Genomic DNA, 24,728 nt, shown 5'->3' on the forward strand with positions numbered 1-24,728 from the left:
AATCTGACGGAATCACGAACTTTTGTTCGTCGTTTCGTCACAGCGGTGGCCGAAGGTGTAAGGGACGGGCGATTCATCTCCCACCTACGCTGGGCTTCGCCCCAGACGCTTAGAGGAGGGAGAATTCTCGCCTAAATCAGTTAAGGAGTGTTTTTTATGAAATTGGTCATCATCGGTTCAGTCGCCGCCGGTACGTCGGTCGCGGCAAAAGCACGTCGTAACAATGAAGACGCACAGATTACGATTTACGATCGCGATTACGATATCTCGTACTCAGGTTGCGGCATCCCGTATTACGTCGGCGGCGAAGTCGAGTCACGCGACGATTTGACGCCTCGTGACGCGGCATTCTTCAAGAAGCGCTATCAAATTGACGTCATGACACGTCATAACGTGACGGCAGTCGATGCCGACGCACAGACGGTCACGGTCGAGAACCTTGAGACGGGTGAATCGTTCACGGACAGCTATGATTCGTTGGTCCTCGCGACAGGTGCCTCGAGCATCATCCCGCCGATCCCGGGTGTCGACTCGGACAACGTGTTCCCGATCCGTAACATCCTGAACGCGGAAGCGACACGCAACTTCGTCGACGCAACGAATCCGAAGCACGCGACGATCATCGGCGCCGGCTTCATCGGCCTCGAGATGGCCGAGCAGCTCAAATTGCGCGGCATCGATGTGACGATCATCGAGCGTTTCCCACAAGTGATGCCGCCGCTCGATAAGGACATGGCCTGCCGCGTCGAGGATCACCTCGAGAAGAACGGCATTGAACTCATGCTCGGTGAGACGGTGACGGAACTGGTCGGTGATGGTCACGTCGAACGCGTCGTCACGGAGAGCGGCAAGACGGTCGAAACGGACCTCGTCATTCTCTCCGTCGGTGTCCGTCCGAACACGGAACTGGCGAAGTCGATTGGTGTCACAATCGGGGAGACGGGCGCGATCGCCATCAACGAGCGCATGGAGACGAACGTGAAGAACGTCTATGCGGCTGGCGATGTCGCCGAAAGCTTCTCGCTCGTCACAGGCAAGCCGATTTGGCGTCCGCTCGGGTCGACGGCGAACAAGATGGGGCGCGCCCTCGGTGATTTAATCACAGGAGGCGACCTGGAACACCGTGGCATCCTCGGGACGGGCATTTTCAAAGTGTTCGGTCTCGCTGTCGCGCAGACCGGTCTGTCAGAACGGGAAGCTCGTGAACTTGGCTACGATATCGAAGTGCTTCATAACACGAAGCCGGACAAACCGGGTTATATGGGTGGGAAGGACATGACGATTAAAGCGATCGGTGACCGGGCGACACGCCAACTGCTCGGCGTTCAAATCGTCGGCTTCGAAGGTGTCGACAAGCGCATCGACGTGTTCGTCACGGCCATCACGTTCAAGGCGAAAGTCGATGACTTGTTCCATCTCGACCTCGCGTACGCCCCGCCGTTCTCGACGACGAAAGATCCGGTCATGTACACAGGCATGGCACTCGCGAACAGTATGAACCAATCGGCGCGTCTCATCACGCCGGGCGAGCTGCAGAAACGGATTGATGCAGGGGAGGACATGCAAATCATCGATACGCGCAAAGCCTCGCAGTTCGAGAAAGCGTGCGTCGACTGTGCCGTGAACGTACCGCTCGGCAATTTGCGCGAAGCCGCCAAAGACATGGACAAAGACAAGCCGACCGTCGTGTACTGCAACGGTGGGGTGACGGGGAACGCAGCGCAAAACGTGCTCCGTAACCTCGGATTCACTGACGTCTACAACTTGTCGGGTGGGAACAAGAACTATCAGTTGTTCAAGAAATATGGGAATTAATATGCGGCGGCCTGCATCATCAGGTCGCCTTTTTTGTGCCGTTTTGTCATCGCCTTCCAAAGTCACTCTCGAGATAGGAGTACTTCCCTATTGTTTAGAAAAAGATTGTATTTCGAAAAGGAAACGTTTACAATTTTTGTGTAAGCGTTTTCCTGAAATTATGCTACAAGGAGGGACCCACATGGTCAACAAACGATGGAAACAGGCATGGGCAGTTGTGCTAACGTTTGCACTAGTGTTCTCAATGTTTCCGATGTCATCGTCCGCTCTCGAGAAAGACAAGTCGACACTCGTCGTCGTGCACTATCAAGAGGCACCGGACAATCAAATGGATTGGAACTTATGGCTTTGGGCGAATAACCCAGATTATTTCCCGAACAAACCGTTCGCCTTCAATGGCGAAGACGACTTCGGAAAGGTGGCGGCCTACGAATTCCCGGTCGATGCACCAGAAAAGCTCGGTCTCATCGTCCGAACGGACAACTGGGAGAAAGATAAAGGGTCGGAGAACGACCGCTTCATCACGAGCGATATGATTAAAGACGGAGTTGCCGAAGTGTGGATCAAGTCAGGGGACTCGAAGATCTATACGTCGAACCCGGACGGGGAGACGGCAGCAACGGACGTGGATATGAAAGTTCATTACTTCCGTTACGACAATACATACACGGACTGGGGTCTTTGGACATGGCCAGACGGTGGAGACGGTCAAAGCATCAACTTTGATGAAACGGACGCATTCGGCGGTGTCGCGAACGTGAAGTTCGCCAACCCGGACGCGAAGAAGCTCATCGGACTCGTCACGAAAAAAGGCGAATGGGCCGAAAAAGATGGGCCAGACCGGTTCGCACTCAGCACGGCGAAAGAGATTTGGCTCGTCGAAGGAGATTCGACGATTTACTACTCAGAACCTGAAATCGATCGCTCACCGAAAATCATCTCATTCGAGGCGGACACGTTCCGCCAAGCGGAACTCAAGCTCAACCGCGTCATCGATGACAAGTTCTTGAGCGAATTGACGGTCGAAGGCGCAACGGTCGAATCTCTCGAGAAGTCAGGCGACAAGTCGGTCACGGTCCGCTTCAAGGCCGACATCGACTTGGCGGCGGTCATCACGGCGAAGCACCCGACGTTCGGAGACAAAGTGCTCCAAGCGGGCGACGTGCTCCGGTCACCGGAGTTCGATGCGAAGTACGCCTTTGACGGCAAGCTCGGTGTGACGTACAAACACTCAAAATCACAATTCGTCCTCTGGGCCCCGACGGCACAAGACGTGAAACTCGAACTATGGAACATGCCGAAAACGCGTCCAGCTTCGGATAAAGATTTGAAGAAGACGATTTCGATGAAGCGTGGCGAACGCGGGACATGGGTCGCGGACGTCCGCGGCGACTTGGACGGCATCGGTTACACGTACAACGTCAAGCACGCATCAGGCAGCGTCCGCGCGGTCGATCCGTACGCGACGGCGGTCGGTGTGAACGGGGACCAAGGGGTCGTCGTCGACTTGAACGAGACGAAACCGAAACGTTGGAACTCGATGAAGCCGAAATTGGCGAAACGAACAGATGCGATCATCTATGAGACGCACGTCCGCGACTTGTCGATTTTCGACGTCACGTCAGACAAGTACGACTCAGGCATCAAAAACAAAGGCAAATATCTCGGCGTCGTCGAGCCAGGCACACGCCTTCTCGTCAACGGCAAGAAAACGGCCACGAAGACGGGTCTCGACCATATAAAAGACCTTGGTGTCACGCATGTCCAGTTCATTCCGGTGTATGACTATAACACGGCTTCGGTCGATGAGACGAAACCGGATGCTTCGTACAACTGGGGCTATGACCCGAAAAACTATAACGCACCGGAAGGCTCGTATTCGACGAATCCGTATGACGCCAAAGTCCGGATTCGCGAGATGAAGCAAATGATTCAAGGGCTCCATGACAATAATTTGCGCGCCGTCATGGACGTCGTCTACAACCACATGTTCGATGCGCAGGCTTCGAACTTGCATAAGATCGTTCCAGGTTACTACTACCGTTACACAGCGGGCGGCGACTTCGCGAACGGAACAGGCGTCGGCAACGACACCGCGTCGGAACGCAAGATGATGCAGAAGCTCATCGTCGACTCGGTCGTCTATTGGGCGCAAGAGTACCATTGGGACGGGTTCCGTTTCGACCTCATGGGCATCCATGACGTCAAGACGATGAACCAAGTCCGTTCGGCGTTGAACAAAGTGGACCCTTCCATCCTCGTCTTCGGCGAAGGTTGGGACCTCAGCACGCCGCTCGACCCGGCGAAGAAAGCGAACCAGAAGAACGCATACAAGATGCCGGGCATCGCGCACTTCAACGACAACATCCGCGACGGCTTGAAAGGCAGTGTCTTCATCGATTCGGACAACGGCTTCATCAACGGGAAAGCCGGCCTTGAGAACCGCATCAAGACAGGCATCGTCGGCGAAATCGATTACAGCGCCGACATTAAAGGCTTCACGAAAGAACCGACACAAGCAATCACGTACGTCGAGGCGCACGACAACCACACGCTCTGGGACAAGCTCGAACTCACGAACGCGAAAACGTCGGAAGCGACACGTACGAAAATGCACCGTCTCGCGTCAAGCATCCTCTTGACGAGCCAAGGGACAACGTTCATCCATGCCGGTCAAGAGTTCATGCGGACGAAAGAAGGCGACCACAACTCGTATAAATCGCCGGACCGCATCAACCAAATGGATTGGAAACGGGCTGCTGACCGCAAGGCGGACGTCCAGTACATGAAGGGCTTGATCGAAATGCGTAAAGACAACCCAGGTCTTCGCATGACAAAAGCAACAGACGTGAAGAAAAACTTGAAATTTTATAAAGCCGAAGCGAACGTCATCAGCTACTCGATCGATGACAAAGCGCCAGGCCAGAAGAAAGACTTGTTTGTCACGCACAACGCGAACGGCAAGACGGTCAAAGTGAAATTGCCGAGCGGGCAATGGAACCTCATCGTCGATGGGAAACAAGCGGGCACGAAGGCGATCAAACGCGTCTCGGGCACGGTCGATGTACCAGCATACAGCTCGGTCGTCGTGAAACAACGTTAAGTAGTTCACCAGAGGTCAAACGACCTCTGGTTTTTTTTATATGTCCATCCGGTTCAATGTGCGATTCCGAAAAATCATTCCCATGCTTGTTCAATCGAACAGCCCGCACATCGTCCTGCTTTTTTATCGCGTCCGGGTAGAAAACGGGTGTGGTTTCCCTTAAGATGGGAGGGACAGAACGAAAGAGGAGATACATGAGATGGAGATTCAGGCAGCCCGACACTTTTTCTCACAACTAAAAGGCGATCAGACGGACCGGCTCGATGAGATTGCGAAAGAAATCGACCGTACGGGAACGTATACGCTCACGACCGACGAGTTGACCGAGGGCGCGAAACTCGCCTGGCGGAACTCAAACCGATGCATCGGCCGTCTGTTTTGGCAGACGCTCACCGTCCGGGATGCCCGCGGCGCGGAGACGTTCGACGATGTGTTCGAAGCACTCATCGACCACTTGCGTTACGCGACGAACGGCGGGAAAATCCGCTCGACGATGACGGTGCTCCCGAACGAGTTCCGTCTCTTGAACACGCAACTCATCCGGTATGCGGCATATGAGACAGAAGACGGCATCATCGGCGATCCACTGTCTTTGACGATGACGCGTCAGGCCGAACGGCTCGGTTGGAGCGGGACCAGGACTGCGTTTGACATCTTGCCGCTCCTGATCACGGATGGGAGTGACGTTCGGCTCTATGAATTGCCGGACGATGCGGTACTCGAGGTCGACATTCAGCACGAGGCGTACGACTTGTTCGGCGGACGGCCGATTAAATGGCACGCTGTTCCAGCCATCGCCGACATGGAACTGGAAATTGGTGGGCTGCGCTTCACCTCGGTCCCGTTCAACGGCTGGTATATGGAGACCGAGATTGGGGCGCGCAACTTGGCCGATACGGACCGTTATGACCTGTTGCCGCTCGTCGGCGCATCGCTCGGGCTCGACACGTCGAAAGAGCGGACGCTTTGGCGCGACCGGGCCCTCGTCGAATTGAACGTCGCCGTCTTGCAGTCGTTCGAACGGGCCGGCGTGACGATTGTCGACCACCATACGGCGGCGAAACAGTTCAAACGGTTCGAGAAGAACGAGCAGGACGCCGGGCGCGACGTGACCGGGCAATGGAGCTGGCTCATCCCACCGCTGTCTCCGGCCGCGACGCACGTGTTCCACCGCCACTATGATGACAAAATTGTGACGCCGAACTTGTTCGCGCGCTCGGGTTGTCCGTTTTCGGCGTTTCAAGCGAAGGCAAAAGAGGAATCTAAAGCCTAGAACCGAAACGAGAGGATGATGAACGTGGCAGTCCCAATTTGGAAACGTGCCGTCGCCAGTCAAATCGACCAACTCATTTTTCAAACACCAGCGAAACTTGTCGAGAAGACGATTCGGAAGAAGTTGTTTCCTGGAAAAGAAGTGAAACGTTACTATTTACCGACGCTCGTGACGATGGCCGGGGAAGTATACTTCCTGCTCAGTAAAAATGGCCAAACAATCGGCGACCAGGTCGTTGGGATTAAAGTCGTCAGTCAAGACGGGCGCTCGCTCTCGCTCGAACAAGTCGTGAAGCGGACGCTATATAAAGACGTCGTCTATCCGGCCACGCTCGGTCTGCCGCTGTTAAAAGCGCTGCAACAGATCAAGTCGGGCAAGAACATGGAATTGCCGCATGATGAGTTTGCTCATACGAAACTGATTTCGACACGATGAGTCGAATCCGAAGACAGCGCGACGACGAGTCGGGCTGTCTTTTTTCGTGCGAATGAGTCGGAAAGGAACGAATCCGGAAAATAAGGTATAATGAGAAAGGAAAAAATTGAACGACCATTGGAGGATTTTTGTTATGACCAAAATCGCATGGATTACCGATAGTATGGCCAATTTCTCGAAGGAAGAGGCGGCCCGTCTCGGTGTCGATATCGTCCCGATTCAACTGATTGTCGACGGCAGCGGCTATAGCGAAGTCGACTTGTCGCTCGAAGACTTGCACCGCTATATGATCGACCAAAAGAAAGAGGCGAAGACGTCACAGCCGATTTTCGGCGACTTCATCGCCCGCTATGAACGTTTGAAAGAAGAAGGATATGATTGCGCCATCGCCGTCCATTGCTCGAACGGCTTGAGTTCGACCGTGAAGAACTCGAGTGCAGCGGCCGAAGCGGCCGGCTTCAAAGTATATACGGTCGATTCGCACGCAGCGCTCGAGGCGCAGCAAGAACTCGTCCGTCTCGGTCTTGCCGCCGAAGCTGAAGGCAAGTCGGTCGAAGAGATTGTCGCCTTGCTCGAAGCGTGGCGCGATAAGAAGAACTTCTTCATGATTATCGGCAACATGGAAACGATGCGCCGCGGCGGCCGCGTCTCGTCAGGCGAGATGTTCCTCGCCAACATCCTCAACATCAAACCGATTATCACGCTCGATGAGACGGGGAAAGTCATCCCGTTCAAAAAAGCACGCTCGCTTAAAAAAGCATACGCCGAGATGGTGACCGAGCTCGAACGTCGGCACGCCGCGAACGGCATCCACAACAACCGCGTCTTCGTCCAAACGGCGCTCGCGCCGGAGATGCAAGACAATATCGTCGCGCTCATCCAAGCAAAATTGCCTGACATTGAAATCGTCAAGACGCGTTTCTGTCCGTCGATCGCGGTTCACGCAGGGTTTGAGACGGTCGGGATTCTCTGGCTCAACGCGTAACCGTAAAGGAGGGAGTTTGATGGAAGCTGTCACCACACTCACGGCGCTACAAGACCGGATTGCGGACTCGGACCAATTGCTCGTCTACGTCTCGCATCCGACCTGTAGCGTCTGCCACTCGCTCAAACCGCAAGTCGAAGAGATGTTGACGGAGTTCCCCGATATCGAGGCGATTGCCGTCGATTCGGACGAGGTACCGGAAATTGCCGGCGCCTACTCGATTTTCACCGTCCCGGTCGTCCTGTTTTTCCTCGACGGCAGAGAGACGCTCCGCCGGGCCCGGTTCGTCCCCATCGGCGAGCTGACCCATCAACTCGAGCGTCTCCAAGAGATGCGCGGTTGAATCCACAGACACTCGTCTGTGGATTTTTTTGGTTGTTTGCGTCGAGGACAGGGAATCAGGGGAGTAGCTGCGTCACTTGTTCGAATGAAGAAATGAGGAAACGCTGATGGAAATCATACGCCACTCCGAATGGGCGGACACGAAGCTCACACTACATCTGTTGTCGCAAATATTAGGGAAAATCAAACTCGGGCTCGCCCCGCAAGAACCGCAATGGGCCCACGTCACGTTGCCGCTCACCGTGAACGGGTTTTCGACCGGACCGCTCTGGAGCGGGGAGACGTTGTTCGAGCTGGACATCGATGTCGCGGCTGGAATCATCACAGTGCACGTCGAGTCGAATCGGACAATGTTTCCGCTTGAGGACGGAAAATCGCTCAAAACGTATTACATGGAAATCATCGGTACGCTTCAAGCGTCCGGCATCCGCCTTACCCTCAATCCGAAGACGCAGGAAATGCGAGAACTCAGATACTTGGACCGGGATGTGGCGCCGCTCGCTTACGATGCCGATGCCGCGCTGAAAGGGGTGCGGCTGTTCCAATATGCCGCGCGGGAACAAGCGAGGTTTCTCGCCCCGCTCCGATGCCGGAAAGTGAAACCGGCTTTGTTTTGGGGCACTTTTGACGTGTCGTCGATGATCGTCTACGGGAAGTTCGAGCCGTTCCCGGAAGACAAACTGATTGAGAAGGCGGCGTTCGATGAGCACTTGATCGAGTTCGGGTTTTGGCTCGGGGATGCGTCCGTCGACGTGCCGATGTTCTTTATCTTGCCGTATCCGTTTCAATACTCCGAGCTCGCCTCGGACCGGATTCAACCAGCGGACGCCTACTATGACGCCAACATGAGCGAATGTTTCTTGTCGCTCGAGAAGGTCGATCGGTCAAGTGACATCCAAGCGTTCTTCCGGACATCGTTAGACCTGTTGAGTGAACAGCTCGGTTGGGAAGGGTGCGCGCATTATTTCTTGCCGCTCGATATGCCGCCGCAACCAAAACAAGGGCCCACAGACGAAAGTCTGTGAGCCCTTGTTTTTATTCTGCTGCGACTTGTGGCACGAGGTAAATCAAGCCGAACGGGTTATGGAGCAAGTTGTCGATGGACGTCCGCTCGTCTTCACCCATCTCGACCGTGAACGTTTTGCCGTCCTCGAACGTGAAGCTGTCCCCGTCCCCGAACATCGATCCACCCGAAATGAGGTGGAAGTTGAACGAATGGACGACGTGAATCGCGTCTTCAATTTCGAGCGTGGCCGGTACGGCGACGTCGGCGTGACCGAACGCTTTCATGCCCCACGAGACGTAGGCGTCTTCTTCTTCCGTGATGGCTGTGAGAAGCGAGTAGTGGAGGGCGAGGTCTTCTTCTTTCGACTCTTGCCATTCGTCTTTCGAGTAGGCGACCCCAGCCGTCTCGACCATGACGCCGAGTCCGCCGGCGTTCAAGATGGCATTGGCCGCACGGCGGGCCGCCGCGATGTCCGTCACGTCATTGACGTCGACGATCAAATAGACGATATGCGTGTGGCGGGTAAGCCCTTTCGCGATTTTCGGCGTGAAACCGCCCGAGCTGGCATGAATCATCGCTTCGGCGAGAGCCGGGTCGCGCTCGACGACTTCGACCGTGAATGCTTTTCCGGTCTCATCTTCTAACAGCAGTAGGCCAGCCATCGTGTAGCCTTCGCTATGTAAACTGATTTGTTCGCTGACTGCCTCGGCCGATGACCAGTTTCCTGGAATGGCGAGCAACACTTGTGTACGGTTCATATAAGAATCATCCTCTTCTTCAAATAGTCAGGCCCCTCACAGGGAGAGGCCTGGTCTTTTCTCTTATTATGCCCTATTTGGCGAAAAATTATTCTTGATACGTCTTCAATACTTCTTGTAACGGGATTTGATCGATTTTCCGACGACTGATGAACGTGCTCGCGAAGAAGAGGAGCGTCACCGCGCCGAGCGTATACAGCACGTACACCCATTCAAATTCGAGCGGCAGGACGAGGCCGTAATCTTCTGCGAACACGACGATGATGACCCGCAAGATGAGGAGGGCGATCGGGATGCTGAGCAGTGCCGAGATGAGCGCGTAGATGAAGTAGCTATTGAGAATCATCGAGCGGACCTCGCGCCGGTCGTAGCCCATCACTTTCAAGAGCGAGATGACGTAATAATTTTTCTCGACCGTGAGTGCGGTCAAGACGAACAGGATGCTGAAGGCGATCAAGGCCGATCCGCCGATCATGACGTTCATCATCAAGTTCATGTACTCATTGATCGATTGGGACTGCTCAATCAGACCGCTTCGTGAGATGACCGTCGGATAGCCCGTCTCGTCCGGCCGTTCGGTCGCGTAAATCCCGTTGAACAAATCACGTGTCGTCCCGCCCGATAATTGTTCGCTGAGCGTTGCCCGAGGCAGGTAGACGACATCGCCCGCATATTCGTCGGCGATACCTCCGATCGGGTACGACAACGTCTCGTTGTCGAGTTCGATGTCAAGCGTGTTCCCGGTCTCGAGGCCGAGCTTCAAGGCGAGTGAGGCGTTGACGATGATCTCATCCGCTTTCGGTACCAGTTCGTTCCCGTCTTCGTCTTCGAGAGGGTAGAGTGTGTTCGTCGCATCGAGCCCTTTCAACGTGACAAGGTTGTCTTGAGCGAAGGCGAACGGGTAGGTGAGGAACGGTTCTTGTCCGTCACGAAGCGTGGGCTGCGTCGTTGTATACGCCTCGTACGCATAGTCAGCCTCATTCAATTCCCCGACGGTCATCCGGTCGACGGCCCCGTTCATCATGAGGGCGAAGACGATGAGAAGGGTCGAGAACAGGATGCCGAGGAAGAAGATGATGAAACTGCCCGTGCTTTTGACGGCGTATAAATATTTGAACTTCGTCTTGCCGCGGGCGTTCCGGAGCAGACGGCTGACGATGCGGCTCAGTCGATTGAGTGAGGCGTTGTCTCGAGGCGACAGCAAAGCGAGAGCGCTCTCGCCCATGATTTTATAGATGACGGCTCCCGCCACGAGCGCGAAGAACAGGAGCGGGGCGAAGACAGCCGTGAGAAAGACGAGCGGGCTTTGGGCGATGGTGATGGACGGCAATAGATAGAAATCGAGGTACAGGTTTTTGAGCGGCTCGGCGAAGTAGAGCCCGAGGAAATAGCCGATGACGAGCATGAGCGTCGCGAACAACAAGATGAAGACTAGGTACGGGCCCGCGATTTGGCGGCGGTTGTAGCCAATCGCTTTCAAGAGCCCGATTTGTCCGCGCTCGGCCTCGAGCATGTTCGAAATCAGGATGGCGACGATGATGACGGCAATCGAGACGATGAACAGGCTCAAGCCGAGCGCCATCGCTTTACCAGACGAGATCTCGCTATAGATGGCGCCGCTGCGCATGATGTTTTCCGTTTCCATGACCGAGATGACGAACGGGAGCTCGACGTCGGTCACGACCGTCCCGTCAGTGACACCGGCAAGGCGGAACGATTCGGTTCCAATCACCTCGTCGTAGGCGGCGTCCGTCATCAAAAGGAGTGTCTGCGTGCCGGGATCCAAATTGAAGAAGTTCTCATCAAACAGCGGGAGCGTGTAGTCCGGGAACAAGACGAATCCGCTCACCGTGAAAGGGGTACCGAGGTCGAGCGAATCACCGATTTCAATCCCGTTCTTTTCGGCGTATTTCGCATTGATGGCGATCTCATTGTTTTGCTCAGGCCGCTTGCCAGCCTCGAGATAAGACACGTTGATCGTGTCCGCTTCTTTCAAGACGAGTCCGCGGTGTTCGCTCGAGCCGAACGGGTAGGTCAATAGCTTCGAGGCGCGGAGCTCAAGCGTCGCGCCGTCCATCTCGCCCTCGACGGCGTCGATGCGTGCCGCGATCAAGTCATCGAACGCCGCCTCGTCGACACGTCGCAAGTCCGAGAGCGTGTAGCGGCCGGAGGCGATGAAGTCCGCCAACTCAGGCAAGGCCGCCTCTTCTTCCGTGACCCGGTTCAGCATCTCGACGGCAAAATCCTCTTGATTCGATGAGGCGAGATACTCCTCGGTCGGCACTTCGATGCCGCTGATGCCATAAAACATCATCGTATACGTGAGCGAGCTCATGACGATGATGACGGCGATGGCAAGGAGCTGCATCCATTTGCCGGCGAGCGTCTTCCATACGTTTTTATACAGCATCTGTCTCACCCCCAGTGGATGTCGCGAGCGGCTTTTCGGACCGGGTTGTGCGTGTACTCCACGATCCGTCCCGAGTTCATTTTGATGACGTCATCGGCCATCTCACTGATGCCCGTGTTGTGCGTGATGACGACGACCGTCTTGTTGTACGTCTCGTTCAAGCGCTCGAGCAGTTCGAGCACCCGTTTTGAATTGTTTTCATCGAGCGAGCCCGTCGGTTCGTCGCAGAAGATGATGGACGGATTTTTGGCGAGACTCCGGGCGACCGAGACGCGTTGTTGTTCGCCGCCCGACAATTGGTACGGGTATTTGTCGCGGGCAGCCGCTAACCCGACTTGATCCAACAACTCTTCGATTGGGAGCGGGTCGGTCGATAAATCGGCCCCGATTTGAACGTTCTCGTAGACGGTCAAGTTTTGGAGTAGATTATATTGTTGAAAGATGAAGCCGAGATGGTCGCGTCGAAACGCTGTCATCTGCTCGGACGATAAGTCCGTCAAGACGGTGTCACCGAACGTGATCGTCCCGGACGTCACCGTGTCGAGGCCACTGATGACGTTCAACAGCGTACTCTTGCCGCTCCCGCTCGGGCCGAGGATGACGACGAAGGCCCCGTCATTGATCGTCAAATCGATGTCTTTCAACGCCGCGGTCTCGACGTCCCCGGTCTTATAGATTTTATTGACGTGCTGAATGTGAATCATACCGATTCCTCCTTTGTCCGATGTTATCTTTTACCCGTTTCGAGCATATCGCGGACGGGAATATGTGAAACTTCATAGGATTTCAATTTTGAAAAAATAGTGAAACCGCTTCACCTGTGATAAAATAATATTACCAGGTACTAATATTGATTGAAGGAGAATCCTACTATGAAAATTGCTTATATTACGGACAGCACGGTCGTCCTTCCTGATTCGATTCAACACCACCCGGACATCCATATCGTTCCGCTCTACGTCGTCAAAGGCGACCAGCCGTATAAAGACGGGGTCGAGGTCGATGCCAAGACTGTGTACGAATGGATCGACGCAGGTGAACGCGTCTCGACGAGCCAACCGGCCATCGGCGACTTCGTCACTTTGTATGAGAGCATCAAAGATCAATATGATATGGGCATCGCCGTCCACTTGTCGTCGGACTTGAGCGGGACGTATTCGGCATCGGTTCAAGGTGCAGAGATCGCCGAGTTCAAACTGCTCGCTATCGACTCACGGGCCGGCATCTACACGATGGGGCTCATGCTCGAAGAGTTGATTGAACGCGTCGAGCGTGGGGATACACTCGAGGACGTCGAAGCGTATATGAAACAACGAGTCGAGGACGTCCACATCGAATTGATTTTGCAAAACTTGACGCAAATGCAAAAAGGCGGCCGGATCTCGAAGTCGAAAGCGCTCATCGGGAATATGTTGCAATTGAAGCCGGTGCTTCGCTTCGAAGACGGTCTTATCGTTCCGTATCAAACGGTTCGGACGTATAAGAAGGCGCAAGCCCAGTTGTTCGAAGCGCTCCGTCAAGTCATCGATTCGGGTGAATGCACGGACGTCTCGATTTTCCACGGGAACGTGCCAGAACTGGCCGAGTCGTGGAAACGTGAGCTCGGCGACAAAGCCAAAATTCGGGTCGACACACTCGCACCGCTCCTTGGGGCCCACACGGGGTCAGGCTCGATCGGTTTTTCGTTCTTAAAAGCAAAGTGATGACAGGATTGTGACGCGAGTCGCGATCTTTTTTCATTGTCACAACTTTCAAACAACGGCTGGAATCTTCCACCAAAACCCTTCATACTATGTAGGAATGATAAAGAAAAGGGGGGAGACGATGCGATTTCGGAAGTACCTCATCAGAAGCTGGTTCTCGTGGTCGCTCGTCTTCATGGGAATCCTCGCCTACATGTGGCTCGGCATCGGTACGTTTGATTGGTCGTTATTTTGGTTCATCTTCACGCTCGGCGCCCTGTTCGTCATGAACCCGCTCAAGCGGCGGCACCTTCACTTTACGTTCCATGAGATGTTCGTCTTCATGACGTTCTTCTTGTACGGCCTGTTGCCGGCCTTGTTGATGGGACAGCTCCTCTTACTCACGTTTCAGGCCCGGACGTTCACGAACAAAGTCGGACGTCGGCGTTTTTTGCATTTCTATCCGCTCAATACGTTGATCGAGGCGATGCTCCTCGTCTTGCCGGGGCTCGTCTATTTGCGGCTCGGCGGACAGATTGGACCGAACGTTCATTTGCTCGAACAAGGTACGGCGCTGATTGGGTTCTTTGCCGTCTTGTTCCTCGTCCTCGGCTTCAGTTTCCTGCTATCGCGGTTCTTGATTGGGGAACGGATCCCGCTCCCGATCATGTGGCGTTTGCTCCGTTTTGACTGGCTCGTCATCTCGCTCGAGCTGTTGTTCACGATGGTCGCCATCGAGGCGTTCCAACTGTTCGGATACACGGGGCTGATGGCGACGTTCCTCATCCTGTCGCTCCTCAAGATGGGGTTATCGAAAGCGACGGAGACCGAAGAGACGCAGTCGAAGATCGATCAAGTCGAACGGTTGAAAGAGCAACTGTACCGCGTCGACAACGAGCAACTGCTCATCGAGAAGTTTTGGAACGGGCTCCGGGAAGTCGTCGAGCTCGAGCGCGGCTGGCTCCAAGTCAATCGGGACGAGCACCGGACGTTTTATGATATCAGCGGCCGTACGTCCACCCCCGTCGCCGACGCCTACACACTCGAACGGCACCGTGATGCGGAAGAACCATACTTTGTGTATGATTCGCTTCATGAGTGGCATCCCGACCTGCAGGCACATCAAACCGAGCTCCATCATTCGGCACTCGTCATCCAACCGGTGTCGAGCACGACGAACGCGGTCAGCTGTATGATCTCGACGACGGCGAACGGGGCTTACGACGGGGCGATCGCCGTCGAGCTCCATCGCCTGTTGAAGACACTGTCCTGGTCGCTCGAACGGATCGACGAACGGAACCGTCTCCAACATGAAAGTTTGACCGATCCGATGACGGGACTCCCGAACCAGCGGGCGCTCAAGCGGTGGACGAAAGAGCGGTTGAACGATGTCGCATCGTATCCGTTGTCGGTGTTCTTGGTCGACCTCGATCATTTCAAGGCGATCAACGACACGTACGGTCACGCGTTCGGGGATGAGGTGTTGATTGAGGCCGGCGTGTTGTTTACGCGTCTCATCCGGAGTGGGGACCTCGTCATCCGTTACGGCGGCGAAGAGTTCGTCTTCGTTTTCCCACGGATGGATGAGGCCGCGGCCATCGTGGCGGGGGAGAAGATTCGTCAAGCGCTCCGCAACCATCCGTTCGGATCGGAAGGGATTCGCGTCCAGGTGACGGCGAGCATCGGCATCGAGACGATCCACGAGTACGAGGATCTCGATACATTGCTCCGCCACGCCGACCGGGCCATGTACGTCGGTGCGAAATTCAATGGACGGGACCGGGTCGCCCATTACCGCGACACGTCGACGGAACGGATTCAATGATGAAGGAGAACACCGGCTCATCGGTGTTCTCCTTTTTTGTCTGATCGACATGAACGATGCTTGGGCCGATGCCCTCCGTTCCTGGGGCGATGCGGATGCCTCCGCAGCGCGTACCGCGCTTTACGGGGTCATCCTTGCATCGCTCTCCCCTAGGAGTTCGGGCACCGGCCTAGGCGCCGTTGAACGAATGTTAAATCGAATTCGATTCGCTCGTCCCTCGGCGCCCCGACTCTTGCAGGACAGCAATCCGACGGAGACCCAACAGCGTAAGCGATGCGGCTCCGGGATTGCCTGCAGAAAGCGTGGGCGCCGAAAGGACGAGCGACAACGGTACACCTACAAAATAAAGGAGGACACCGGATACCCGGCGTCCTCCTTATGAATGAAAGATTATAATTTCTGATTGAAGATGTCTGACTCGACCGCGTGAATCGCCGCCGACCACGAGCCGTAACGATGAAGGATGGCTTTCGTGGATGGTTTGTTGTTTCGTTTTGCCCATTCGCGATACGCTTCAAAGGAAAGAGAAAAGCCCATCTCGTGAATCGCTTCACGGAGTGCGTTCGAGAGCTCGGATTTGGAATAGGTCACACTCGCTTCAAGTCCGGCCTCGGCACACGCATCGTGCCATGAGCCGAACGTCTTGACGATATGGTAATGGCTCGGTGCTTTCGGATGAAGCTTGCGCCATTCCTGATATTTTTTGAGCGTGATAATCGATCCCATGTCACGCGAGTAGAGGGCAAGCGTCTCGATGATATCTTCGCGCGTGTACTTCGGCATTTTATCCGGGAGGTCGACGGTCGCCTCTCCATGCCATTCGTAGCCGGCGATGGCGAGCGCCTCGGCCCATGACCCGAACTGTCGGATAATCGACTCGGGAGATGGCCAGCTTTGTTCCATCGCGAAGCGACGATACACAGAGCGACGTGGACGTTCCTTCAACAAGTCGCCGAGTAGACGGATACAGTGAATCATCCTCTGTTGCTCGGTGGACAAGTGGTGGGATTTAGTGGATAGCGTTTGACTCAATGATGGTTCCTCCTTCCATGGACTCATATCTGAACCGACAAAGATTACGAAATTGCTTCTACAATCATACTATCGGCCAGTTTTTACAATTTATAAGTGCATTTTTCAAGTTTTTCATACCAAATTTGAAACGGGATAGGTCTAAGGTCTGGTATGAAATTAGAAAAAATGGTAACAGTTCTATTACAAATTTAATAGTAAATGGGTTCAATTGTAAACAAAAAGTTTTATGGTGACTGAAATGTCATATTCTGTACGAAAAAGTACCCAACTGGCCAATGGGGTCATCACCGTTGCACCAGTTGAGTACTCTTCTATAATAAATTTAATTTTCAGACTAATCAATGAAAGTTTTGAAAATAACGAATTTTTTTGAAAGGGTGGTCAGTGGAATAGGTGGTCTGCTAAAATAATGGAATTGATGTAAAAACGAAAAGAGGATATTATGATATGACAATATGGTTGTTCTACTTACTGCTCGGTTTGATTCAAGGCTTCACGGAGCCGATCCCAATCTCGTCAAGCGGTCACTTGGTCATCTTCCAAGAGCTGTTTGATATCCAATTACCGGGACTCTCGTTCGAGATTTTCGTGAACTTTGCCTCGCTACTCGCTGTCTTGACGATTTATCGCAAAGACGTCGTCCGTCTCATCGCGAGTCTATGGACGTTCTTATTTAAGAAAGATCGCAGCGACGAGACGATGATTGACGTCAAGTTCATCGGACTCTTGCTCGTCGCGACCGTACCGGCCGGTTTGCTCGGCGTCTTGTTCGGCGATTGGATCGGCGAGACGCTCGGCGGTGTCGCCACGGTCGGCTATACGCTCATCTTGACCGGCCTCGCGCTCTGGTTCATCCGCAACATGCGTGGGAACAAAGGTGACGGCGGCATCACGCTCCGCGACGCGATTTTAATCGGTCTTGCCCAGGCGGTCGCCCTCATCCCAGGAATCAGCCGCTCCGGCGCCACGATTGTCATGGCGATGCTGCTCGGCATCAAACAAGAGTCGGCGCTCCGTTTCTCGTTCTTCTTATTCATCCCGGTCAGTCTCGGGACGATGATTTTAGATGGACCGGCGCTGTTCACGAATCCGGAAACGCGCGAACTGTTCGGACCGCTCATCTTGGCGTTCATCGCCTCGTATGCGCTCACGGCCATCTCGCTCAAATGGTTCCAACACATCATGGCAAAAGGCGAACTCAAATATTTCTCGTTCTATTGCTGGATCGTCGGTCTCCTCGTCGTCCTATTCTTGGCATGATTCTGAAGGCGCTGCTCAAACGAGCGGCGCCTTTTTGCGCATTTCGTTTTGCCATCGATTTATTTTTGCGCTAAAGTGGAATCGTACAAACAAATATTCCTTCGGGGTCGGGTGAAAGTCCCAACCGGCGGTGATAGGCGCGAGCCTTAAGTCCGTGACCCGGGCGCACGTGTGCGAACGGTGGATCTAGTGCGATTCTAGAGCCGACAGTATAGTCTGGATGGGAGAAGGAAACAGAACAGGTCCGCGCGACCTGTAGTTCGTCGTACGTTTTTCTGTAAAGAAAACGCTTATTTGGCTTGCCCAAATGACGACCTACACCTCCCACCGAGACCTTGAGGATCATTCCTTGAGGTCTTTTTGTTTGTGCGAAACAAGGAGGGAGATTATGAATCAGTACATGCAACAAGCCATCCAATTGGCCAAGTTCGCCTCATCGACCGGCATCAACCCGCGCGTCGGCGCCGTCGTCGTCAAGGACGGCCGGGTCGTCGGGTTCGGTGCCCACTTGAAGGCAGGAGAAGCGCACGCCGAGGTGCACGCCATCCGCATGGCCGGCGCTGCCGCGTACGGTGCGACGATTTACGTCACGCTCGAACCGTGCTCGCATCACGGCAAGACGCCACCGTGCGCCGATCTGCTCGTCGAGTCCGGCATCAAGCGTGCCGTCGTCGCGATGGAAGACCCGAACCCGCTCGTGTCAGGGCGCGGCATCGCCCGGTTGAAAGCGGCCGGGATTGAAGTCGAGGTCGGACTGCTCGAGCGTGAGGCACGAGCGCTCAATGTGGCGTTCTTGCGTTCGCTCGAGACGAGACGGCCTTACGTCGTCTTGAAGACCGCGACGAGTCTTGACGGCAAAGTCGCCCTCGATACTGGTGACAGCAAGTGGGTGACGGGGACGGCAGCGAGACGGGACGTCCATGAACTGCGGTCGACGGTCGATGCCGTCTTGACCGGTGTCGGCACCGTCCTCGCCGACGATCCGGCACTCACCGTCCGGCTCGACCGTGAGACGACACAACCGCTCCGAATCGTGCTCGACCGTGAGTTGAGTACGCCGCTCTCGAGTCAGCTCGTCCGAACGGCGACCGACGTACCGGTGCTTCTGTACACGACTTCGGACGACCAAACAAAACGTGACGCGCTGACAGCGAATGGCGTCGAAATCGCCGACTACACGTCGCTCGAAGCTGTCCTGCAAGACGTCTACGCACGCGGCATCGGCCGCCTGCTCGTCGAAGCGGGACCGACACTCGTCACTTCACTCTTGGACGGACAGTTCGTCGACGAGTGGGTCATGTACCAGTCGCCACGCGTATTCGGCGGCAAGGGCGGTTTCTACCGCTCGCATCATGATGGGCCGCTCGATGCGGTCGAACGGTATGAGGTTCAATCGGTCGAGACGGTCGGCACCGATATCAAACTGATCATGCGAAAGGAGGAGTCCGATGTTCACGGGAATCGTTGAAGAGATTGGCAGTGTCAAGGCAGTAAAGCGGAACGGTCCGTCTCTCCGGCTCACGCTCGCCGGACAGGTCGTCCTCGAGGATGTGAAGCTCGGTGACAGCATCTCCGTCAACGGCATCTGTCTCACCGTGACGACGTTCGACCGCGACAGTTTCTCGGTCGACGTCATGCCGGAGACGCTCAAGGCGTCGAGTCTCGACGGGGTCCGCCCCGGTACGAGCGTCAACTTGGAGCGGGCCATGCCCGCGAACGGACGCTTCGGCGGCCATTTCGTCTCGGGTCACGTCGACGGGGTCGGACGCATCGTCAAAAAACGGTCGCTGGCGAACGCCGTCTATGTCGACATCAGCTGTGAGCCGTCGCTCCTCCGCTATATCGTCCCGAAAGGTTCGATTTCGGTCGACGGGACGAGCTTGACGGTGTTTGATGTCACCGAACGCGGATTCACGTTGTCGCTTATCCCGCATACTTACAGTGAGACGGTGCTCGGGATGAAACAGGCAGGAGACGCGGTCAATTTGGAATTTGACATGTTAGCTAAATATATGGAAAAACTCGTAAGTCAAAAACCGATGACGCTCGAATCGCTGGCGTCGCAAGGGTATGGAAAGGCGGGATGGTAATGTTCCACACGATTGAAGAAGCAGTCGAAGACTTGAAGATGGGACGACCGATTATCGTCGTCGACGATGAGGACCGTGAGAACGAAGGGGACTTCGTCATGCTCGCGGATAAAATGACCGCAGAGACGATGAACTTCCTCATCACGGAAGGGAAAGGACTCGTCTGCGCCTCCCTCGCCGAAGAAGTGGCCGTCCGGCTCGACTTGCAGCCGATGGTCGCAAACAGCACCGATCCACACGGGACGGCGTTCACGGTCAGCGTCGATCACATCGATTCGACGACGGGCATCTCGGCGAGCGAACGGGCGCATACAGTGCGCGAACTCGCGAACATCAACGCCCGTCCGGCTGATTTTCAACGTCCGGGACATATCTTCCCGCTCATCGCGAAAAAAGGTGGCGTCTCGGTACGACGTGGACATACGGAAGCGTCGGTCGATTTGGCGCGACTCGCCGGAAGTGAACCGGTCGCCGTCATCTGTGAGATTATCCGCCCGGACGGCGAGATGGCCCGGGTGCCGGACCTCGCACGCGTCGCGGAAGAGCATGATTTAAAATTCATCACGATTGAGGCGCTCGTCCGCTATATGGAGACAGACCTCGCCAGTCGAGAGGCGGACGTATCGCTCCCCTCGGTGAAAGGGGACTTCCGATTGATCGGGTATCGGAACGTCCTCGACCGGGAAGAGCACGTCGCACTCGTCAAAGGTGAACTCGAACATGCGCCGCTCGTCCGCATCCATTCCGAGTGTCTGACCGGCGACGTGTTCGGCTCCTATCGTTGCGATTGCGGGCCACAACTCGACACAGCGATGGCGAAAGTGGAAGCCGAAGGCGGTGTCATCTTGTACATGCGACAAGAAGGGCGCGGCATCGGTCTGCTCAACAAGTTGAAGGCGTACGAACTACAAGAACAAGGGCTTGATACGGTCGAGGCGAACGTCGCGCTCGGTCTGCACGCCGATTTACGCGATTACCGGGTCAGCGCGGCGATGCTTCGTGACCTCGGGATCACGAAAGTCCGGCTCATGACGAACAACCCGGAAAAAGTCGACGCCTTGGAAGCGTGCGGGATCACGGTCATCGAACGTGTCCCTATTATCGTCGGCGCCCATGCGGCGAACGAGAAGTACCGAATGACGAAACAACAAAAAATGAACCACTTTGGAGGAGAAGAATCATAATGCATACATTTGAAGGAAACTTAGTCGGAAAAGGCTTGAAAGTCGGAATCGTCGTCGGACGGTTCAATGATCTCATCACGATGCGCTTGCTGGACGGGGCGAAAGATGCGCTCAAGCGCCACGGCGTCGAACAAGATGACGTCGAGATCGCATTCGTCCCGGGAGCGTTCGAACTCCCCCTCGTCGCCAAAAAGATGGCGATGAGCAAGAAGTATGACGCCGTCATCACACTCGGTGCCGTCATCCGCGGGGCGACGCCGCACTTCGACTACGTCTGCAGCGAAGCGGCGAAAGGTGTCGCCCAAGCAAGTTATCAGTCAGAAGTACCGGTCATCTTCGGCGTCTTGACGACCGAGACGATCGAGCAGGCCATCGAGCGCGCCGGTACGAAAGCCGGAAATAAAGGGTGGGAAGCAGCGACGGCGGCCATCGAGATGGCGAACTTGATGCGCGCGTTTTAATAGTATGGAGGAGAGCGAACCGGCTCTCCTTTTTTTTTGTCGTTAGCAACGCGTGTGTCCCGGGAAAAGAATAAGGTGAAAAGGGGGCGACGGTGATGTGGGAATGGGTGGCTCAACTGAGCCCGGCCATGCAGGCACTGCTCGGGACGATGTTCACGTGGGGGATGACCGCGCTTGGGGCGGCCATCGTCTTTATGACGAAGTCGATCAACGCGCGGTTGATGGACAGTATGCTCGGGTTTGCCGGCGGGGTCATGATCGCCGCTAGTTTTTGGTCACTCCTTGCGCCAGCCATCGAGATGGCGGAGCAAGACGCGATGCCGGCTTTGTTGCCGACCACCGTCGGCTTTTTAGCGGGCGGTCTGTTTTTGGCGGTCGTCGATAAACTGATCCCGCACGTGCATCCGACATCTCCGATTGAGGACGCGGAAGGTATCCGCCCGCAAAAACGAAAGCGGAGCACGTTGCTCGTCTTGGCGATCACGCTGCACAACATTCCGGAAGGACTGGCCGTCGGCGTCGCTTTCGGGGCGGTCGCAGCCGATTTCCCGTCCGCCTCGCTAACGGGTGCCATCGCGCTGGCCATCGGCATCGGCATTCAAAACTTTCCGGAAGGGGCTGCCGTATCGCTCCCGCTCAGACGGGACGGGCTCTCCCGGCGCCGCAGTTTTTTCTATGGTCAGTTATCGGGTATGGTCGAACCGGTGGCCGCGCTTGTCGGTGTATGGGCCGTGCTCGTCATGGAGCCGCTGTTGCCGTTCGCGCTCAGCTTTGCCGCCGGGGCGATGATTTTCGTCGTCGTCGAAGAAGTGATCCCGGGGTCGCAAGAGAACGGGCATAAAGATATGGCATCGATGGCGTTGATGCTCGGCTTCACAATCATGATGATGTTGGACGTGGCGTTAGGATAAGCACAAGAAAGAGCGATGACATGCGCGTCATCGCTCTTTCTTTTTAGGTCAACGCCAAAACGACGTGTGACCAGCCTTATCCTCGATGTTGAACGCGATGATGTCACGGAGCAAGTCGTAATCGACGTCTTGGCTCCACTTGATACGGAACAGTTGCTTCGTCTGCGTGTAGCCCGCCTCCTGGATTCGCTCATTGAACACCTCGAGTGGGACGGCCTCCGGGGCGACGGCAAAGTGTGCTTTGGCCACGCTGAAAGCGATGATGAACGTCCCGTGATCGGTGAACATCGGCTGATTCCAGGCGATGCGCTCCTCGAGTTGCGGGAACGTCTTCCGGACCCAAGCGAATACGTCGTCCAGCTTGGCCCGGTGTTCCGGGTCGTCAATCGTTGCTAAAAAATCGTCAAACGTCTCCATGGGAAACCTCCTTTGTGAAAGAAAGCCCGACTCAGATGAGCCGGGCTGATGGATTAAAACGTCTCAGACGTCGTTTTTGCTTGCATGTGGAGCTGGATGTAATCCGGTCCGCCTGCTTTCGAGTCTGTCCCTGACATGTTGAACCCGCCGAACGGCTGATAGCCGACGATGGCGCCTGTGCAACCACGGTTGAAGTACAAGTTCCCAACGTGGAAGTTCTGACGCGCGTACTCTTGGTTCGAGCGGTCACGCGTGAGGACGGCACCCGTCAAGCCATATTCCGTGTTGTTGGCGATGACAATCGCTTCTTTGAAGTCTTTCGCTTTCGTGAAGGCGACGATTGGTCCAAAGATTTCTTCTTGCATGAGGCGTGCTTTCGGTGCGACGTCAGCGACGACCGTCGGCTCGATGAAGTAACCTGTCGAGTCGTCAGCTTTACCGCCGGCAACGATTTTGCCTTCTTCTTTGGCGACGTCGAAGTACGACGTGATCTTCTTGAACGCGGCCGCATCGATGACCGGTCCCATGAAGTGTTCGTTTTGCTCCGTATTGCCGACCGAGAGTTCGTTCGTCAATTCGACGACGCGATCAAGTACTGTGTCATAGACGCTGTCGACGATGACTGCGCGCGAACATGCCGAACATTTTTGACCAGAGAAGCCGAACGCCGATTTGACGATTGACTGGGCCGCGAGTTCGAGGTCCGCTGATTCGTCGACGACGATCGTATCTTTTCCGCCCATCTCTGCGATGACGCGTTTGAGCCAGATTTGGCCGTCGTTCAATTTCGAGGCACGCTCGTTGATGCGCAAGCCGACGTCACGTGAACCTGTGAAGCTGATGAAGCGAGTCTTTGGATGGTCGACGAGATAGTCACCGACTTCTGCGCCTGGTCCTGGGATGAAGTTGAGGACACCTTTCGGAAGACCTGCTTCTTCCATGACCTCGACGAATTTCGCAGCGACGATCGGTGTCGTCGATGCTGGTTTCAAGAGGATCGTGTTACCGGCAACGATGGCCGCAACGGCCGTCCCTGCCATGATTGCGAACGGGAAGTTCCAAGGGCTGATGACGATCCCGACCCCGAGTGGGATGTAGTCATAGCGGTTGTATTCGCCCGGACGGCTCTCGACTTTTTTACCTGGTTTGAGTTCGAGCATTTGACGTGCATAGTATTCCATAAAGTCGATTGCTTCTGCTGTATCTGCGTCTGCTTCGTTCCACGGCTTGCCTGCCTCTTTGACGAGGTAGGCCGAGAACTCGTGCTTGCGTTTGCGGACGATGTTCGCCGCTTTGAACAAGACGTCGGCACGGACGGCCGGGTCGACGTGACGCCATGAGTCGAACGCAGTGAGCGCTTCTTGCATCGCACGCTCCGCGAGCTCTTGGTTCGCTTTCGAGACGTGTCCGATGACTTCTTCTTTGTTAGCTGGGTTGTAAGACGTGATTTTGCTTTCCGTCGTAACTTTCTCCCCACCGATTACGAGCGGATAGTCTTTTCCGAGCTCACCGTTCACTTTCTCGATTGCCGCTTGGATGGCTGCGGCGTTCTCTTTGTTTGTAAAGTCTGTGAATGGTTCATGTTTGTATGGAATCATTCTCGTTCCCCCTTAAAAAGTGATCAAGCAGTTAAGCGCTTACGTCTGTATTGTATCGAAAATCTTGGTGAAATCCTAGTGAAACAATTTTCCAGAAAAGCGTGTCGTTTTCGCTCGAAATCGAGTCGTGGTAGGATG

At 55.1% G+C, this 24,728-nt stretch carries 21 protein-coding genes and 1 riboswitch; of the genes, 15 read left to right on the plus strand and 6 right to left on the minus strand.

Annotation, left to right across the window (positions count from 1 at the left end):
- Positions 1-156 precede the first annotated feature (156 nt).
- The 7 genes from KNP64_RS07885 (at position 157) to KNP64_RS07915 (ending at position 8,978) form a co-directional block, all read left to right on the plus strand.
- Complete coding sequence (locus KNP64_RS07885) at positions 157-1,815, plus strand: FAD-dependent oxidoreductase (RefSeq protein WP_214792624.1); 1,659 nt, start codon at positions 157-159, stop codon at positions 1,813-1,815.
- A gap of 181 nt (positions 1,816-1,996) precedes the next feature.
- Complete coding sequence (pulA, locus tag KNP64_RS07890) at positions 1,997-4,918, plus strand: type I pullulanase (protein WP_214792627.1); 2,922 nt, start codon at positions 1,997-1,999, stop codon at positions 4,916-4,918.
- Between the two features lie 199 nt (positions 4,919-5,117).
- On the plus strand, positions 5,118-6,191 hold the full coding sequence (locus KNP64_RS07895; RefSeq protein ID WP_214763458.1) for a nitric oxide synthase oxygenase: 1,074 nt from the start codon (positions 5,118-5,120) through the stop codon (positions 6,189-6,191).
- Positions 6,192-6,209: 18 nt separating this feature from the next.
- Positions 6,210-6,626, plus strand: coding sequence for an RDD family protein (locus tag KNP64_RS07900; protein ID WP_251126368.1), 417 nt, complete (start codon positions 6,210-6,212; stop codon positions 6,624-6,626).
- 133 nt (positions 6,627-6,759) lie between these two features.
- Positions 6,760-7,611: a DegV family protein gene (locus tag KNP64_RS07905; RefSeq protein ID WP_138858978.1), complete on the plus strand. Its 852-nt coding sequence runs from the start codon at positions 6,760-6,762 to the stop codon at positions 7,609-7,611.
- A gap of 19 nt (positions 7,612-7,630) precedes the next feature.
- Positions 7,631-7,954 carry a thioredoxin family protein gene (locus KNP64_RS07910; RefSeq protein WP_138858979.1) on the plus strand — a complete coding sequence of 108 codons (324 nt, stop codon included), beginning with the start codon at positions 7,631-7,633 and terminating at the stop codon, positions 7,952-7,954.
- 106 nt (positions 7,955-8,060) lie between these two features.
- Entirely contained in the window at positions 8,061-8,978 is a 918-nt protein-coding gene (locus KNP64_RS07915) for a DUF5996 family protein (protein ID WP_214792633.1), read from the plus strand.
- 10 nt (positions 8,979-8,988) lie between these two features.
- Here KNP64_RS07915 and KNP64_RS07920 read toward each other — a convergent pair whose 3' ends face one another.
- From KNP64_RS07920 to KNP64_RS07930, 3 genes are all read right to left on the minus strand, one after another.
- Positions 8,989-9,717 (minus strand): DUF4261 domain-containing protein, encoded by a 729-nt coding sequence (locus KNP64_RS07920; protein WP_214792636.1) that lies wholly within the window; start codon positions 9,715-9,717, stop codon positions 8,989-8,991.
- A gap of 88 nt (positions 9,718-9,805) precedes the next feature.
- Positions 9,806-12,127, minus strand: a complete 2,322-nt coding sequence (locus KNP64_RS07925; RefSeq protein ID WP_214792639.1) for an ABC transporter permease — start codon at positions 12,125-12,127, stop codon at positions 9,806-9,808.
- A 5-nt stretch (positions 12,128-12,132) separates the two neighbouring features.
- The gene (locus KNP64_RS07930; protein ID WP_214754014.1) at positions 12,133-12,831 is read right to left on the minus strand and encodes an ABC transporter ATP-binding protein; all 699 of its coding nucleotides are present in this window, start codon (positions 12,829-12,831) and stop codon (positions 12,133-12,135) included.
- 168 nt (positions 12,832-12,999) lie between these two features.
- Between KNP64_RS07930 and KNP64_RS07935 the strand changes: the two genes are divergently transcribed.
- Together KNP64_RS07935 and KNP64_RS07940 are read left to right on the plus strand one after the other, a co-directional pair.
- Positions 13,000-13,830 (plus strand): DegV family protein, encoded by an 831-nt coding sequence (locus KNP64_RS07935; protein WP_214754012.1) that lies wholly within the window; start codon positions 13,000-13,002, stop codon positions 13,828-13,830.
- A gap of 121 nt (positions 13,831-13,951) precedes the next feature.
- Positions 13,952-15,634: a GGDEF domain-containing protein gene (locus KNP64_RS07940; protein WP_214792642.1), complete on the plus strand. Its 1,683-nt coding sequence runs from the start codon at positions 13,952-13,954 to the stop codon at positions 15,632-15,634.
- Positions 15,635-16,024: 390 nt separating this feature from the next.
- Here the strand turns inward: KNP64_RS07940 and KNP64_RS07945 are convergent, their stop codons facing one another.
- Positions 16,025-16,666 carry a homing endonuclease associated repeat-containing protein gene (locus tag KNP64_RS07945; protein WP_236634549.1) on the minus strand — a complete coding sequence of 214 codons (642 nt, stop codon included), beginning with the start codon at positions 16,664-16,666 and terminating at the stop codon, positions 16,025-16,027.
- Between the two features lie 450 nt (positions 16,667-17,116).
- Here KNP64_RS07945 and KNP64_RS07950 point away from each other — a divergent pair, with 450 nt between their 5' ends.
- From KNP64_RS07950 to KNP64_RS07975, 6 genes are all read left to right on the plus strand, one after another.
- Complete coding sequence (locus tag KNP64_RS07950) at positions 17,117-17,929, plus strand: undecaprenyl-diphosphate phosphatase (protein ID WP_138858986.1); 813 nt, start codon at positions 17,117-17,119, stop codon at positions 17,927-17,929.
- Positions 17,930-18,022: 93 nt separating this feature from the next.
- Positions 18,023-18,165: riboswitch (FMN riboswitch) on the plus strand.
- A gap of 152 nt (positions 18,166-18,317) precedes the next feature.
- Entirely contained in the window at positions 18,318-19,397 is a 1,080-nt protein-coding gene (gene ribD / locus KNP64_RS07955) for a bifunctional diaminohydroxyphosphoribosylaminopyrimidine deaminase/5-amino-6-(5-phosphoribosylamino)uracil reductase RibD (protein WP_214792646.1), read from the plus strand.
- Positions 19,378-20,019, plus strand: coding sequence for a riboflavin synthase (gene ribE / locus KNP64_RS07960; protein WP_214792649.1), 642 nt, complete (start codon positions 19,378-19,380; stop codon positions 20,017-20,019). The genes ribD and ribE overlap by 20 nt, the downstream gene beginning before the upstream one ends.
- Entirely contained in the window at positions 20,019-21,203 is a 1,185-nt protein-coding gene (gene ribB, locus KNP64_RS07965; RefSeq protein ID WP_214792652.1) for a 3,4-dihydroxy-2-butanone-4-phosphate synthase, read from the plus strand. The genes ribE and ribB overlap by 1 nt, the downstream gene beginning before the upstream one ends.
- On the plus strand, positions 21,200-21,664 hold the full coding sequence (gene ribH / locus KNP64_RS07970) for a 6,7-dimethyl-8-ribityllumazine synthase (RefSeq protein ID WP_034778766.1): 465 nt from the start codon (positions 21,200-21,202) through the stop codon (positions 21,662-21,664). The genes ribB and ribH overlap by 4 nt, the downstream gene beginning before the upstream one ends.
- A gap of 95 nt (positions 21,665-21,759) precedes the next feature.
- A complete protein-coding gene (locus KNP64_RS07975) occupies positions 21,760-22,575 on the plus strand; it encodes a ZIP family metal transporter (protein ID WP_214792655.1) in 816 nt (271 codons plus the stop codon).
- A 48-nt stretch (positions 22,576-22,623) separates the two neighbouring features.
- Here the strand turns inward: KNP64_RS07975 and KNP64_RS07980 are convergent, their stop codons facing one another.
- Positions 22,624-22,992: an iron chaperone gene (locus KNP64_RS07980; protein WP_214792657.1), complete on the minus strand. Its 369-nt coding sequence runs from the start codon at positions 22,990-22,992 to the stop codon at positions 22,624-22,626.
- Between the two features lie 53 nt (positions 22,993-23,045).
- Positions 23,046-24,590: an L-glutamate gamma-semialdehyde dehydrogenase gene (gene pruA / locus KNP64_RS07985; RefSeq protein WP_214792660.1), complete on the minus strand. Its 1,545-nt coding sequence runs from the start codon at positions 24,588-24,590 to the stop codon at positions 23,046-23,048.
- Positions 24,591-24,728 lie beyond the last annotated feature (138 nt).

The organism is Exiguobacterium sp. s64, from assembly GCF_018618035.1.
GTDB lineage: Bacteria > Bacillota > Bacilli > Exiguobacteriales > Exiguobacteriaceae > Exiguobacterium > Exiguobacterium mexicanum_A.